This is a genomic window from Rufibacter ruber, from assembly GCF_014138425.1.
In the GTDB taxonomy this organism is placed as follows: Bacteria; Bacteroidota; Bacteroidia; order Cytophagales; family Hymenobacteraceae; genus Nibribacter; species Nibribacter ruber_C.
On sequence record NZ_JACJIQ010000008.1, the window covers coordinates 13,115 to 27,276 of the forward strand.

General features: G+C 51.6%; 11 protein-coding genes. 8 read left to right on the plus strand and 3 right to left on the minus strand.

The annotated features are described in order from the left end of the window. Positions 1-80: 80 nt before the first annotated feature. The 3 genes from FHS90_RS10755 to FHS90_RS10765 all read left to right on the plus strand — a co-directional run bounded on the left by FHS90_RS10755 (position 81) and on the right by FHS90_RS10765 (position 4,819). Positions 81-1,562 carry a glycoside hydrolase family 30 protein gene (locus FHS90_RS10755; RefSeq protein ID WP_182513059.1) on the plus strand — a complete coding sequence of 494 codons (1,482 nt, stop codon included), beginning with the start codon at positions 81-83 and terminating at the stop codon, positions 1,560-1,562. Between the two features lie 89 nt (positions 1,563-1,651). Continuing rightward, a complete protein-coding gene (locus FHS90_RS10760) occupies positions 1,652-3,088 on the plus strand; it encodes a glycoside hydrolase family 30 protein (protein WP_246386898.1) in 1,437 nt (478 codons plus the stop codon). Between the two features lie 252 nt (positions 3,089-3,340). Continuing rightward, on the plus strand, positions 3,341-4,819 hold the full coding sequence (locus FHS90_RS10765; RefSeq protein WP_182513060.1) for a glycoside hydrolase family 30 protein: 1,479 nt from the start codon (positions 3,341-3,343) through the stop codon (positions 4,817-4,819). Positions 4,820-4,988: 169 nt separating this feature from the next. Here FHS90_RS10765 and FHS90_RS10770 read toward each other — a convergent pair whose 3' ends face one another. Continuing rightward, positions 4,989-6,188 carry a serine hydrolase domain-containing protein gene (locus FHS90_RS10770; RefSeq protein WP_182513061.1) on the minus strand — a complete coding sequence of 400 codons (1,200 nt, stop codon included), beginning with the start codon at positions 6,186-6,188 and terminating at the stop codon, positions 4,989-4,991. 215 nt (positions 6,189-6,403) lie between these two features. On the opposite strand from FHS90_RS10770, the gene FHS90_RS10775 reads away from it, so the two are divergent. The 5 genes from FHS90_RS10775 (at position 6,404) to FHS90_RS10795 (ending at position 11,776) form a co-directional block, all read left to right on the plus strand. After that, positions 6,404-7,156 (plus strand): FkbM family methyltransferase, encoded by a 753-nt coding sequence (locus FHS90_RS10775; RefSeq protein WP_182513062.1) that lies wholly within the window; start codon positions 6,404-6,406, stop codon positions 7,154-7,156. Continuing rightward, positions 7,156-7,458, plus strand: coding sequence for a DUF4834 family protein (locus FHS90_RS10780; protein WP_182513063.1), 303 nt, complete (start codon positions 7,156-7,158; stop codon positions 7,456-7,458). The genes FHS90_RS10775 and FHS90_RS10780 overlap by 1 nt, the downstream gene beginning before the upstream one ends. A gap of 61 nt (positions 7,459-7,519) precedes the next feature. Next, positions 7,520-9,937, plus strand: a complete 2,418-nt coding sequence (locus tag FHS90_RS10785) for a YfhO family protein (protein ID WP_182513064.1) — start codon at positions 7,520-7,522, stop codon at positions 9,935-9,937. A 115-nt stretch (positions 9,938-10,052) separates the two neighbouring features. Beyond that, positions 10,053-10,850 (plus strand): cation efflux transmembrane domain-containing protein, encoded by a 798-nt coding sequence (locus tag FHS90_RS10790; RefSeq protein WP_182513065.1) that lies wholly within the window; start codon positions 10,053-10,055, stop codon positions 10,848-10,850. Positions 10,851-10,858: 8 nt separating this feature from the next. Next, positions 10,859-11,776: a 1-aminocyclopropane-1-carboxylate deaminase/D-cysteine desulfhydrase gene (locus FHS90_RS10795; RefSeq protein WP_182513066.1), complete on the plus strand. Its 918-nt coding sequence runs from the start codon at positions 10,859-10,861 to the stop codon at positions 11,774-11,776. Here the strand turns inward: FHS90_RS10795 and FHS90_RS10800 are convergent. Together FHS90_RS10800 and FHS90_RS10805 are read right to left on the minus strand one after the other, a co-directional pair. Then, positions 11,771-12,994 carry a hypothetical protein gene (locus FHS90_RS10800; protein WP_182513067.1) on the minus strand — a complete coding sequence of 408 codons (1,224 nt, stop codon included), beginning with the start codon at positions 12,992-12,994 and terminating at the stop codon, positions 11,771-11,773. The genes FHS90_RS10795 and FHS90_RS10800 overlap by 6 nt on opposite strands. Then, positions 12,984-14,120 carry a hypothetical protein gene (locus FHS90_RS10805; RefSeq protein ID WP_182513068.1) on the minus strand — a complete coding sequence of 379 codons (1,137 nt, stop codon included), beginning with the start codon at positions 14,118-14,120 and terminating at the stop codon, positions 12,984-12,986. The genes FHS90_RS10800 and FHS90_RS10805 overlap by 11 nt, the downstream gene beginning before the upstream one ends. Positions 14,121-14,162: the final 42 nt, after the last annotated feature.

Below are 14,162 nucleotides of genomic sequence, written 5' to 3' on the forward strand. Positions count from 1 at the left end.
AGAGGCATCGGCCGAAGGCTGGATAGTTTTACAGGTGTGCCTGATCATTTACCATTGGGCACCATTTTTAAAGTGAAATCATGGTATACCGTCTTTATAAAGAAAAACTGAACATGTTCCTGCTGGCTGCAGTGGCCGCTTGGGGAGTGGGCTGCGGAGAGAAATCAGATCCTTCACCAGCTCCACCGCCGCCAGCGCCACCGGTAGAGACGGGCCCAAGCCAAGTAGCCTTCTGGTTAACCAATCCAGACCGGTCTGCCCAGTTTCAGAAGCAGAACTTGGCCCTGAACTTTAAAGCCAGTACCACTACCAACAACAACCTTACCCTGGAGATTGACACCACGCAAACCTACCAGGCTATTGACGGGTTTGGCTACACCATTACCACCGGGAGCGCCTATGTCTTAAATCAAATGTCAGCGGCCAGCAGGGCAGATTTGCTCAGGGAGCTGTTCAGCAATGGCAATGCTGATAATACTATTGGGGTGAGTTACCTGCGTCTGAATTTGGGAGCTTCTGACCTGAGCCCTACCGTGTACTCCTACCAAGATGTGATGGGGGCCGCGTTTAGCCTGGCGCCTGACCAAGCTTATTATATTCCAATTCTCAAGCAGATTCTGGCCATTAACCCCAACATCAAATTGATGGCGTCGCCGTGGTCACCGCCTGCCTGGATGAAGACGAACAACAGCCCCATAGGGGGGAGCCTGAGGCCTGAATATTATAATGAGTATGCTGGGTACCTGGTGCAATACATTCAGGATATGAAAGGTCAGGGTATAACCATAGATGCCCTCACTATTCAAAATGAGCCGCTGCATGGGGGCAACAACCCTAGTATGGTTATGCAGGCAGAGGAGCAGAAGAACTTTGTAAAGAACAACCTTGGCCCTGCCTTTAGGGCGGCAAACCTGAACACCAAGATTGTGCTCTATGACCATAACCTTGACCGACCAGATTACCCTATCAGTATCATGAATGACCCGGAGGCCAAGCAGTACGTAGATGGTTCTGCGTTTCACCTGTATGGTGGCACAATCAATAGAATGTCAGAGGTGCACAACGCTCACCCAGACAAGAACCTGTACTTTACTGAGCAATGGGTGGGGGCTAATGATGGCGATTTTGCCTCTAATCTAAAATGGCACATAGCAAATGTGATCATTGGCTCCATGCGCAACTGGAGCAAGAATGCCTTAGAATGGAATCTGGCTGCAGATGCCAACAACCGCCCATTCACTGATGGGGGCTGTAACACCTGCTTGCCGGCCGTTACAGTTGCAGGAAATAATGCTACCCGCAATGTGGCATATTATATTATTGCCCATGCTTCTAAGTTTGTAAGGCCAAATTCAGTACGGGTGAAAACCACTCTGAAGAACGCACAGAACATTGAGGTCTTCAGCACACTGCAGCACGTCGGTTTTCAAACGTCCACCGGCAAAAAGGTGGTATTGGTTCTGAATGATACCAACGGCGACCAAACCTTCAACATCAGGTACAGAGGCCAAATTATTACCTCTACCCTGAAGGGTGGTGCCGTGGGTACCTACGTCTGGTAACTTATAGACCTTTTACAATCTCCCAAACAGGCACAGCTAAGATAATCTGCCCAATAGCAGACTTCTTAGCCGTGCCCAAAAAACTAAAAATGAAATTCCTTTTCCATAAAAGTTGGCTATGCAAGGCGGGCGTGGTGCTCTTGATGGGTAGCCTGCTTGGCTGCAGCAGTTCCAAGACAAATACCGCTTCCCAGTCTGCTAGCGCGGAAGTATGGTTGACTACCCCAGACAAATCAGCCCTCTTTCAAAAACAACCAACAGCGTTGCCTTTCGGCAAGCCTGAGCAAACACAGGATGCAGTTATTGTAGTAGAGGATACCCAAACGTATCAAACCATTGACGGCTTCGGTTATACCTTGACGGGCGGCAGTGCATACCATCTGCACAACATGGGTGCTACGGCACGGGCAGCTTTATTGAAAGAGCTTTTCTCAACTGAAGGCAACAGCATTGGAGTGAGCTATCTGCGGGTGAGCATTGGCGCCTCTGACCTGGATGAGACTGTTTTCTCTTACAATGATTTGCCAGAGGGCCAGACAGATCCTAATATGGAGAGGTTCAGCTTGGAACCAGACCGTCAGTTTTTGCTCCCGGTGCTAAAAGAGATACTGACCATCAACCCCAATATCAAAATATTGGGTTCGCCCTGGTCGCCGCCTACCTGGATGAAAACCAACGGCAACTCTAAAGGTGGTAGCCTGAAGCCAGTTTGGTACGGTGCCTACGCTAAGTATTTTGTGAAATACATTCAGGCCATGGCCGCTGAGGGTATTATCATTGACGCCATCACGGTGCAGAACGAACCGCTGCACCCTGGCAACAATCCCAGTCTATTAATGCTGCCGCAGGATCAGGCAAATTTTGTAAAGAACCACCTGGGGCCAGTCTTCAAAGCCGCCAACCTCAACACTAAAATCCTGATCTATGATCATAACCTTGATCGGCCAGACTACCCTATCAGCATCTTAAATGACCCAGAGGCTAAACAGTACATTGACGGGTCTGCCTTTCACCTGTACGGCGGGAAGATTGAAACCATGTCTGAGGTGCACAACGCCCACCCAGACAAGAACGTCTACTTTACTGAGCAGTGGATTGGTGCACCCGGTAACTTTCCAGAAGATTTAAAATGGCACGTACGCGAACTCATTATTGGGGCGCCTCGTAACTGGGCGCGCAACGTACTGGAGTGGAACTTAGCCGCTGACCCGGAGCAAAAACCTTTTACTCCCGGCGGTTGCAACCAGTGTCTAGGTGCCCTTACTATTAGTGGAGATCAGGTGGACAGGAACCCAGCCTACTACATCATTGCGCATGCAGCTAAGTTTGTACGGCCGGGCTCGGTAAGAATTGCGTCTAACACTCCGGAAGGTTTGCCCAATGTGGCATTTCTGACACCTGCCGGGCAGCATGTGGTGATTGTGTTAAACAATGGGGGGAGCTCTCAAAGTTTTCATATAAGACACCAAGGCAAAACTGCTGTAGCCACTTTACAAGGGGGGGCTGTAGGAACGTATGTCTGGTAAGTATCAAAATGGTTTCAGCCGAGAAAATTTTCATTGTGTTGGTTACTATTTGTGGCCATACTTAGAAGCTGTTTAGAGTTTTTGAAACCGGCAGGCAAAGGCTGCCGGGTAAGGTTTTTCACCAGCCTGTAGTTTCTGTTTTCGGCCTGTTTTTTGAAAAATAAGCCGAAAAAAGAAACTAGAATCTTGACCAAATGCCTTTCTATCAAAACTCTAAACAGCTTCTTATTTTATACTAAACGAACGACTCAAATGACAAAATCACTTTATTTTTCAGCCATTGCCCTTTTTGCGGTGGGTATAACCTTTTCCTGCTCCCAAACCAAGACCACTCAAAGCCAAACCAGTAACACAGACTTCAAGTTAGGCAATAAGCAGGTCACGGTTTACACGACAGCTCAGAACACTGATCATCGTCTGACGCAAACAGAGACTCTACAGTTTAAAGACTTTGGACAACCGCTGGAGACGCAGGTATGCGTGTTTGTAGACCCTGCCAAGACCTTCCAGACCATGGTGGGGATTGGTGGTGCCATCACTGATGCCACGGCTGAAACTGTTGCCAAAATGCCAAAGGAGAAGCAGCAGGAAATTCTGAAAGCCTATTATGATCCCACCGCCGGGATAGGGTACACGCTAGCCAGAACCACTATTCACAGCAGTGACTTTGCCACTGGTTCCTACACCTACATTGAGGAGAATGATAAAGAGCTGAAAACTTTTAGTGTACGGCATGACGAGCAATTCCGTATCCCGTTCATTAAGCAGGCCATTGCTGCCGCTGGCGGCAAGCTCACTACATACGCCAGCCCCTGGAGCCCACCTGCTTTCATGAAAGACACCAAAACCATGCTGCGTGGTGGTAAACTGCTGCCTGAGTACCGCCAGCCCTGGGCTGATTATTTTGTGAAATTTGTGAACGCTTATGAGAAAGCGGGTATTCCTATTTGGGGCTTGACGGTGCAGAACGAGCCCATGGCCAAACAGACGTGGGAGTCATGTATTTTTACTGCGGAGGAAGAGCGCGACTTTATCAAAAATTTTCTTGGGCCAACTCTTTACAAAAACGGCATGAAAGACAAGAAACTGATTGCCTGGGATCATAACCGCGACCTGATCTACCAAAGAGCCAGCACCGTGTTAAATGATCCGGAGGCGGCTAAATACGTGTGGGGCATTGGCTACCACTGGTATGAAACCTGGACCGGCAGCGACATGCTTTTTGACAACCTGCGCAAAGTGAAAGAAACCTTCCCTGAAACTAACCTGATTTTTACCGAGGGCTGTATTGAGAAATTTGATTTCAACCGTATCAATGATTGGTCGTTGGGTGAGCGGTATGGCTATTCAATGGTCAATGACTTCAACGCCGGAACCGTAGCCTGGACTGACTGGAACATGGTCCTGGATGAGAAGGGCGGTCCTAACCACGTGGGTAACTTCTGCTTCGCGCCCATTCACGCTGATACGCGTAATGGCAAAGTGTACTACACCAACAGTTACTACTACTTGGGGCACTTCTCTAAGTTTGTGAAGCCAGGTGCTAAACGTATCATCAGTTCCTCTAACCGTGATGCCTTACAAACTACCGCTTTCCTGAATCCAGACGGAAAGGTGGCCGTGGTGGTATTGAATACCACAGATAAAAAGTTGCCGTACAAACTCTGGATCAACGGCAAGGCCGCAGATGCTATCAGTCTGCCGCACTCAATTGCTACGCTAGTGCTGTAAAGAAGGGGCTGCTGCCCATCAGCGTAGGCACCCAGCTGCACGCGTAGGTCATGCGGCCATAAGTTGCTCAGGACGGTAGTGGCTCCCGCGGTGAAGAAAGCAGTGGTTTAGTAAGGTTGTGCAGAGACAAAGCACCACCTTGTCTCTGCACAACCTTACTAAACACCTTTTATCGCCTGGCTATTCTTTGCTTGCTGCTCTTGGCAGCGCTGTCAGAGGCTGGGTACAGCACCTGCCTGATCTCCTCCAGGTAATTCAAGCTTCCATTAGGCAAGTTGCTGAGCACAATAAGCGCACTGTGGTCTTTGGGGTTGCGCAGAAAGTACGTGGAAAAGCCATGCCATAGCCCGCCGTGGTACACCGCGGTGTCACCATTAGGCAACGGCTTGATACGCCACCCGAAGCCGTAGTCTTCCTCATTTTTCTTGCTGGGCCGGGAACCGGTGAAAGCTTCCTGCAGGGTTTCCCGCTTGACCAGTTTCTGGGTGTAGAGCGCCTGGTCCCATTTGTATAAATCGTCAACGGTAGAGAAAATGCCTTTGTCGCCCAGCACGGTGTCCAGGTAATCTGTGGTGCGTTTCTGGCGGTTTCGGGTATGGCCGGTGGCGATGGGACCGGTGAGGGTGGCCACGTCTGGGCTGTAGGTGAAGGTGTGTTTCATCTCCAGCGGCTCAAAAATTTGTTTGCGTAGGAACGTGGCAAACGGCACGCCCGACACTTTCTCCACAATAGTGGCCAATAAACTGTAGCCCGTATTGCTGTAGTCAAAGCGAGTGTTGGGCTTATAGTACGGTTTGGGCTGGTGCGTGACCATGAGGTTGACCACGTCCTGGTTGGTGAGGTTCTGCTTGCGGTCTGGCCAGAGCTTATCTGCGAAATACGTGTAATTAGAAAGCCCGCTCTGGTGGGTGAGCAACTGCCTGATGGTAATGCCGTGGTACGGAAACTCGGGAATATACTGCTGCACGCTGTCTTCGTACTGCAACTTGCCCTGGTCTTTCAGCATCATGATGGCCACCGCCGTGAACTGCTTTGACACCGACGCCAGCTGAAACGCCGTTTCTACCGTGTTAGAGTCGCGTTTATAGAAATCTGCCAGGCCGAAGGCTTTTTTGTAGACCACCTGGTCATACTTGGTTACCAGAATGGTCCCATTAAACCCGCGTTTCATTTTGTATTTGGTGAACACCGAATCCAGGTGCCGGGCCAGTTTCTGGACGCTGTCTTGGGTGAACCACGCCGGTACTACGGTTTCTTCTTTGGTATCATCGTCCCAGCGGTAGCTTTTGTCTTCGGCTTTCTGGCAGGAGAAGAAGAGGCTGACAAGAATAGTAAGGAATAGAACGAATTTTACGCTGGGGAAAGTCATACGGGACATCAACAACACCAATTACCAAACTATAAAGATAAGACGCCAACTTTATTTTGAGGGAAAGAATGGTAGAAAAGTCGTGTGTGAATTTTAATAAGTCAGGGGAAAGATGAGCTTTTGATGGTTAAAGACCTGTTTTCCGCCTGTTTTCCCTAAAACTGCCCCAAAACACACCTTTTGTTTTCTCCCCCCAGATTCCTGAACTTTACCCTGTGAAAGTACTTCGTAAACTATTGGTGAAGGCGCTCGGGTTTGAGGGCTACCTACGGCTGGTGAGCCGCATGTACCTGATTATGGTGGGCGCGGGGCGGGGCCGGGAGAAATACCCAGAGCTATTCTTCCTGCGCAGAATCATTAGGCCGGGCTTTACGTGCTTAGACATTGGCGCCAACCTGGGCTACTACTCCACCTTCCTCTCCAAGCTGTCGGGGCCTACGGGCAAAGTGCTGGCCGTGGAGCCGGTGCCGCTGTTTGGGCGTATCTGGGCTGAAAATGTGCGGGCCAGCGGGGTTGACAACCTCACGCTGCTGCCCTACGCGCTGGGCGGCGAGAACACCACCATTGAGATGGGCACGCCCCTGCGCAACGGGCTGCTGCACCACGGCATGACCAAAATCGCGAGTTCGGCGCAGGAAGAATATGCCCAGACCTATCAGGTAGAAATGCGCGTGCCAGATGAGCTGTTCGCAGAGCTGGAGCGGCTGGATTTCATTAAATGTGATGTAGAAGGCTATGAGTACCAAGTGTTCACGCACCTGCAGGAAACTATAAAGAAGCACCGGCCGTTGATTCAAACAGAGCTGAACGGCTCAGAGAACCGCCGCCAAGTGGTGGAGATTTTAACCGCTTTAGGCTACGGCGTGTACACGTTAAGCCCCAAACAGACGTTATCTCCCTGTGCGCCCTATGAACTAGACAGCTACCAGGGCGGCGACTTTTATTTCAAACCAAACCCAATTGCCTAGTGAAGACCATTCTCATCATCTTGGCCATCATGTTTCTGCTGCGGTATTTAATGCCGTACATCATCAGGTTCTTACTCAAGATGTTTGTGCAGAAACAAATGCGCAAGGCCCAGCAATACACCTACCAAGCGCAGCAACAGACCTACCAGCAGCACCGACCGCAGCAGGGGCAGAGCCGCACGGCCTCCTCGTCTTCGGGCGGCGGGGGTGGTAAACTCAAGGTAGAGTACGTGCCGGAGGAGAAGCAGCCACGCAAAGACTTCCCCGGCGGCGAGTACGTAGATTATGAAGAAGTGAAATAAACCTAGTATCTTTCTACCCCGATGCCCACCGCATCGGGCTTTTTATTGCAATCAAGTCGCCATGGCCACCTCTAAAATTGATTTCAACCGCCACGTGTTGCCGCACCTGCTGGTGCTTCTGTTCTTCCTGCTGCTGGTAGTAGCGTATTTTTCCCCCATTTTCTTTGACGGCAAAAGCCTCATGCAGCATGACGTGGTGCAGTTTCAGGGCGGCGCCAAAGAAATAGCCGACTACCGCGCCAAAACCGGCGAAGAAGCCCTTTGGACCAACGCCATGTTCAGCGGAATGCCCGCGTACCTGATTAGCGTGCAGTTCTCGGGTGACCTGTTCCGGTTTGTGCATGACCTCTTCACCGCCGGTTTGCCGCTGGTGGCCTCTAATATCTTCATCACACTGGTGTGTGCCTACCTCATGTTCCTGCTTTTCGGCCTGCGGCCGATGTTGGCGGCGGTGGGCGCTATCGCGTACGCGTTTGTGTCGTACAACTTCGCCATTCTGGAGGCGGGGCATAACACCAAATCACTGGCCATTGCCTATCTGCCGCTGGTATTGGGCGGGCTGTGGTATGCGTACCGCAAGAATATCTGGCTGGGAGCCGCCCTGTTCATGTTCGGGTTGACCATGCACATCAGAATGAACCACCTGCAGATCACCTATTACCTGCTCATGATTGTGCTGATCTTCGGGATTGTAGAGCTGGTGATGTGGGCCAAAGAAGGCCGAATCGCAGATTTTCTGAAGCGCACGGTGATCTTAGCGGTGGGCGCTGCCTTGGCGGCAGGCGTAAGCTTTGGGCGAATCTACACCACCGCCGAGTACGGCAAATATTCTATCAGGGGTGCCTCTGAATTAACGCAGGGCAAAGATGCCGCAGAGATTGGTTCCGGTTTGGATCGTGACTACGCGTTCCAGTGGAGCTACGGCATCGGCGAAAGCATGACCCTGCTTATTCCGCATTTCTACGGCGGGGCCAGCCAGGGGCCGGTTGAGAAAGGTTCTGAGACCTATGAGGCGCTGGTGCGGGCTGGGGTTTCTCCGGCGCAGCTGCAAACGGCCACCATGCCGTTCTACTGGGGCGACCAGTCGTTTGTGGGTGGGCCGGTATACATGGGCGCTATCATCTGCTTCCTTTTTGTATTGGGCTTGCTGGTGACGCCGCGCCGCATCTGGATCTGGCTGCTGAGTGCCACCATCTTATCACTGCTGCTGAGCTGGGGGAAGAACTTTGAAGCCTTCAACTACTTCATGTTTGACTACTTCCCGGGCTATAACAAGTTCAGGGCGGTGAGCATGGCGTTGGTGATTGCGCAGGTAACCATGGTGCTGCTGGCCATTATTGCCCTGTGCCGCGTGCTGCAAGGCGAAGTAATTGAGAACCTGCAAAAGAAGATTACCATAGCAGGAGCCGTAACGGGTGGCCTTTGTGCGCTGTTTATCTTGCTGGCGGGCACCTTTGATTTTACCGCTCCGGTAGACGAGCAGCTGATCCAGTACCAATATCCCATTGAAGCCATCAGGGCCGACCGGGAAGCGATGCTACGCGGAGATGCGCTCCGTTCGTTGATCTTTATCTTGTTGGCGGCTGGTGCGCTGTACCTGTACACCAAGCAGAAGCTGACCTCCTTCACCGCCACCGCCGCCATTGGGCTCCTGATCCTGATTGACCTCTGGACCGTTGACAAGCGCTACCTCAACAACAACGACTTCCAGAAAGACTACACCCAAGCTACTTTAGCCCCTACGCCGGCAGATCAGGCCATTTTGCAGGACACCAGCCTGAGCTACCGCGTTTATGATGTGCAGAATCCGTTTAATGACGCCCGCGCTTCGTACTTCCATAAATCTATTGGCGGGTACCACGGGGCGAAGCTTCGCCGCTACCAAGACGTGATTGAGAACCACATCGCCCAGGGCAACATGCAGGTGCTGAACATGCTCAATGCCAAGTACGCCATCACCGGAAATCCGGAACAGCCGGTGCAGATCATTCCGGGCTACCTGGGCAACGCCTGGTTTATCCAGGAAGTGCGGGCGGTGAACTCACCAGACGAAGAACTAACGGGCCTGAAAACGTTCCATGCCGCTACCGAGGCCATTGTTGACGTCTCTAAATTCCCGAACGTGAAAGCCGGTAACTATCCTGCCGCTGGTTCCACCATCCAACTGGTGCAGTATGAGCCCAACTACCTCAAGTACACCGCCAATGCCGCGCAAGCGGGGGTGGTGGTTTTCTCTGAGATTTACTACAAAGACGGCTGGCAAGCATACTTAGACGGCAAACCGGTAGACCATTTCAGAGCCAACTACATCCTGCGCGCCATGCAGGTGCCCGCCGGTCAGCACACCATTGAGTTCAAATTTGAGCCTGAAGAGTATGAGTTAGGCAACACTGGCGCTTTGATCTCCTCGATGCTGGTTCTGGCGGGTGTGTTGGGAGCTGTGGTGTACGGCTTCCGCCGGAAGCGGGAGACGGTTTAATTTTACGTTGATATAAGCTGCCGTTTTCGGCCTGTTTTCAGAAAAACAGGCCGAAAACGGCAATTTTCTTTTACGGTTTTAGCGGTATCAGGAGAAGACTAACCATAGAACGGGTATGCAGAAATCAACCTTTCACGTAGCGCAAATGGACTGCGCCGCAGAGGAGCAGATGGTGAGAATGAAGCTGGACGGGCACCCTTCTGTCAAACTGTTGGAGTTTGATTTACCTAAGCGGGAACTGACCGTTTGGCACACCTCTGAGGTGGCTCCCATTACTAAGGACCTGTCATCTTTAGGGCTGGGAGCCCGGTTGCTCCACACTGAGCTTTCTGCTGAACCAACCCCACCGGCCCCCGTGCCAGAAGGAGAACAGAAATTGCTGTGGCTGGTGCTCAGTATCAATGCCGCTTTCTTCGTGATAGAAATGACTGCCGGCTTTCTGGCTCATTCTATGGGCTTGATGGCAGATTCTCTGGACATGCTGGCAGATGCCCTGGTATATGGTTTAAGCCTTTGGGCAGTAGGCGGTACTACAGTCCGTAAAAAAAGCATTGCCCGGCTGAGCGGCTATTTTCAGTTGGTACTGGCCTTGCTAGGCTTTGCCGAAGTGGTGCGCCGGTTTCTGGGCGCTGAAGCCATGCCTGATTTTAAAGTAATGATGGGTGTTGCGTTTTTTGCCCTGCTGGGGAACTCTGTTTCACTGTACCTTTTGCAAAAGTCTAAGAGCCAGGAGGCGCACATGAGGGCCAGTTTTATCTTTACCTCTAATGATGTGATTGCTAACCTGGGGGTGATTTTGGCCGGATTGCTGGTGTATTTCACCCTTTCAGCGGTGCCAGATTTGGTGATAGGAACAGTGGTGTTTCTGCTGGTAGCCCGTGGAGCCTTCAGAATTCTAAACCTAGCCAAATAACCGTAGAAATGGTGCCTGCAACTGTTCTTCTGCAACCGCTGTCAGACCCGCTGCTTACAGAGAAAGGCGTAGAGCTGTCGGTGCTGCGCGAAGACCTGTTGCACCCCACCATCCCGGGGAACAAATGGCGCAAACTAAACTACAACCTTTTGGCCGCGCGGGAGCAGAACTGTGAGACCCTGGTCACCTTTGGGGGAGCCTTTTCCAACCACATTGCCGCCGTAGCCGCCGCGGGTCAGGAATTCGGCTTTGCCACGTTGGGCTACCTACGTGGAGAGGAAACGCTGCCGCTCAACCCCACGCTCCAAAACGCCACCGCCTGCGGCATGCAGCTGCGCTACCTTTCCCGCTCTGAATACCGCCTGCGCCATGACGTGCGTTTTCAGGCTGAAATCCTGAAAACAGCTCCAAAACAGTATCTGCTCCCGGAAGGCGGCACCAATTTGCTGGCCGTGAAAGGTTGCACTGAAATTGTATCAGAAATGATAGAGCCGTGGGACGTGCTCTGCGTAGCGGCGGGAACGGGCGGCACCTTGGCAGGCATTGTGGCAGGCGCGGCAGGGAAGGGGCAAGTGATCGGTTTCCCAGCCTTGAAAGGCGGCAATTTCCTGCAAGAAGAAGTAACGGAGCTGGTACAAGCCTATAGTGGCCGGCGCTATGTGAACTGGGAACTACAGACAAGCTACCACTTCGGCGGTTACGCCAAACATACGCCTGAGCTCTTGGGTTTTATTCAAGGTTTCCACACTCAGCACGGCATTCTGCTAGATCCCGTTTACACCGGGAAGATGCTGTTTGGCGTGTTTGACCTCATTGAAAAAGATTATTTTGCCAGAGGCACCAAGATCGTGGCAGTGCATACCGGCGGCCAGCAAGGCTGGAAAGGGTATAAGGAGCGGTATAGGCTGGAGTGGCCGGTGCTATAGCTTATTACCGTTGGTGGTGATGCTGTCCCAATGGGGTAGTTTTTCTCCCCAAATACTTTTTATGCCCATTGCACCCAGCATGAAAACAAAAGGGAGAATAGGAGCGGTGAAGCGGCAGTCCCAGTCTTCTACGGTAAACATCACCATGACCGTCTGTAGTCCAATGACAGAGAGTAAGGTCAGTGTGATGGGAAGATTTTTTCTTCTGCGCAACGCCATTACGGTTAATAAGTAACAGGGGTATACGGTAGCGATAATGAGAAAATTGTGGAGCTTAGAGAAATGCGGCTTGGCAAATATCAGGAAAGTGAACCCCTTGGCCAGCGCCAGCTTCAGGCTGTAAACAGGATTGTGCCAGAAGAAGAGGAACAGCTTTTGCAGCGCGGGTGCCTGGGTTGGGGGCATTTGCAAGGTGTCTGGCGGGGTAATCCGGTAAAAAAAAGAAGAGCCGGGCGGGGTGAGGGGGGAATAATACGTGCCGTAAATTACCTCACCGCGCGCATAGGTTTCTACCAACGTAAAAGGCCCCAGAAGCTGGTTGATGACCAGTAGTAATACAATACCCGTTGCGCCAACGCCAATCCAAAAGAGCCTCCGCTGCGCGGCAGTCGCTTTCATGTAAAAGGAAGTGAAGAAGTAGACGGCCGCCGCGGCTACTATGATAAACCCGTTGGGTCTAACAAAGCATGTAAAAAGCCACAGTGGCAGGCTGAACCACAGATACACGCGGTTCTTAATAAGAACCAGCGTAGCCAGGCAGAAGATGAGGGAACTGGTGAAGACAGATTCTGTGAGCATATAGAAATTCCACTGGTGCATGTCCTGGCTGGAAGCCACTAAAAGTGCCGCTACCGCTGCGCACAGTCGGCTATTGGTGAACGCGGCCACCATGCGCTGCACCAAATAAAGAGCCAAACCCGACAGCAGCACTTGAAACCCAATCAAAAAACCAAACGGGAGCCCCGCCTTTAGAAAAGCAGCCATAAGGGTGGCATAGCTGGCATACCGTATGTTCAACCCCGGTTCATACTGAAAATGCTGGACAATCTCCTGGGCATAGGGAATAAAACGCGCCTGGGCATCTCTGGGAACCTGCACCCCGAACTTGATGTACAGCAGCACCTGCAACAGCCCCCAAACCAAAAACGGCAGAAAGGTAAGTGCCGCCGGGCGGAGTTGCTGTCCGGAAAACCAGAAGTCTGAACGGTTACTGAGCACGGGCCGAAGAAGTTAGAAACCGGGAGAGGTACGACCAGCCCCCAAGAGCCGCTAAAAGAAAAATAGGCGGCAAAACCGGATAGAGCCACCGCCCGTCCCAATCTTCCACTGTAAGCATGGTAATGCCTAGTTGCAGTAAAACCGGTATGAGCAGGAGCGCTTTCTGGGCTCTCGTGAAACCAGACTTCCGGAAGCCAAGCCAGGCGAAAACGTAAATGGGCATCAAAAAGCACACAATGGCCATGTTATGCCCCAGCGAATAGTAAGGTTTGGCGTGAATCAAAAAGAAAAAGCCTTTGAGCAGAGCCACCGCTAAAAAATAAATGGGGTTGTGGGTAATGAACCACGCCAGCTCCTGTAACCGTGAAGAGGACACCGGAGGAATCTGCGGTTGGTGGTATTGGTTGACCAGAATCTCATAATACCCAAAAATGATGTCGCCGCGCTCATAGGTGTGCATCAAGCCAAACGTAGGCAACAGAAACCGGTCCAATACCCAGAGCAGGAAACCGCCTGCCACTAGGCTTACTGCGGCTACTGTCCATTTATTGAAGGCGGCAAAAGGCTTCTTCTCCAGTAAAAAGTAGACGGCTACCGTGACGGGGACCAGGAATCCGTTGGGCCTCACCAGCGTGGCCCAAACAATAGCCGCCATGAAAACTCCCCACAGGAAGCGGCTTTTAGGGAGCAGGGTAAGGCACAGGCAAATAGTAGTTAAACTAATGAAAAGCGAGTCGGTTAAGATATAGAAGTTGTACGCCTGCAAGTCTGGGTTCCAGAGAAATAGCGCTGCGGCGATGGTGGCTATCCGGAAATTCTGGGTTAAGGCAGCAGCTGCCTTGTAAAGCAACGCGCCCGCTATTCCTGAGAAAATCGCCTGTACCAACACCACCCACTGGAAAGTTAAGCCAGCCTTCAAGAAAGGGAACAAAAAAATAGGATAACCCAGATAACGCAGCACATGGGGGTTGGTCACCGGCTGTTCCTGCACCAGCTGGGTAGTGAACTTGATAAACCGGTGGCTGTCATACACAATCCGTACGCCGAAATGGTCATACAGGAAAACCTGCAGCGCCAGCCAGCCTATGAACAGCAGTCCTTTACAAACTAATTCTTTATTCTTCATTTTTTAGCCCGTACAGTAAAAGTACGAAATACTTCCGGACCC

Bases quoted from the DNA above. Each gene is read 5' to 3' on its own strand.
- FHS90_RS10755 (WP_182513059.1), top strand. From the start codon at position 81: ATGGTATACCGTCTTTATAAAGAAAAACTGAACATGTTCCTGCTGGCT.
- FHS90_RS10760 (WP_246386898.1), top strand. From the start codon at position 1,652: ATGAAATTCCTTTTCCATAAAAGTTGGCTATGCAAGGCGGGCGTGGTG.
- FHS90_RS10765 (WP_182513060.1), top strand. From the start codon at position 3,341: ATGACAAAATCACTTTATTTTTCAGCCATTGCCCTTTTTGCGGTGGGT.
- FHS90_RS10770 (WP_182513061.1), bottom strand. From the start codon at position 6,188: ATGACTTTCCCCAGCGTAAAATTCGTTCTATTCCTTACTATTCTTGTC.
- FHS90_RS10785 (WP_182513064.1), top strand. From the start codon at position 7,520: ATGGCCACCTCTAAAATTGATTTCAACCGCCACGTGTTGCCGCACCTG.
- FHS90_RS10790 (WP_182513065.1), top strand. From the start codon at position 10,053: ATGCAGAAATCAACCTTTCACGTAGCGCAAATGGACTGCGCCGCAGAG.
- FHS90_RS10795 (WP_182513066.1), top strand. From the start codon at position 10,859: ATGGTGCCTGCAACTGTTCTTCTGCAACCGCTGTCAGACCCGCTGCTT.
- FHS90_RS10805 (WP_182513068.1), bottom strand. From the start codon at position 14,120: ATGAAGAATAAAGAATTAGTTTGTAAAGGACTGCTGTTCATAGGCTGG.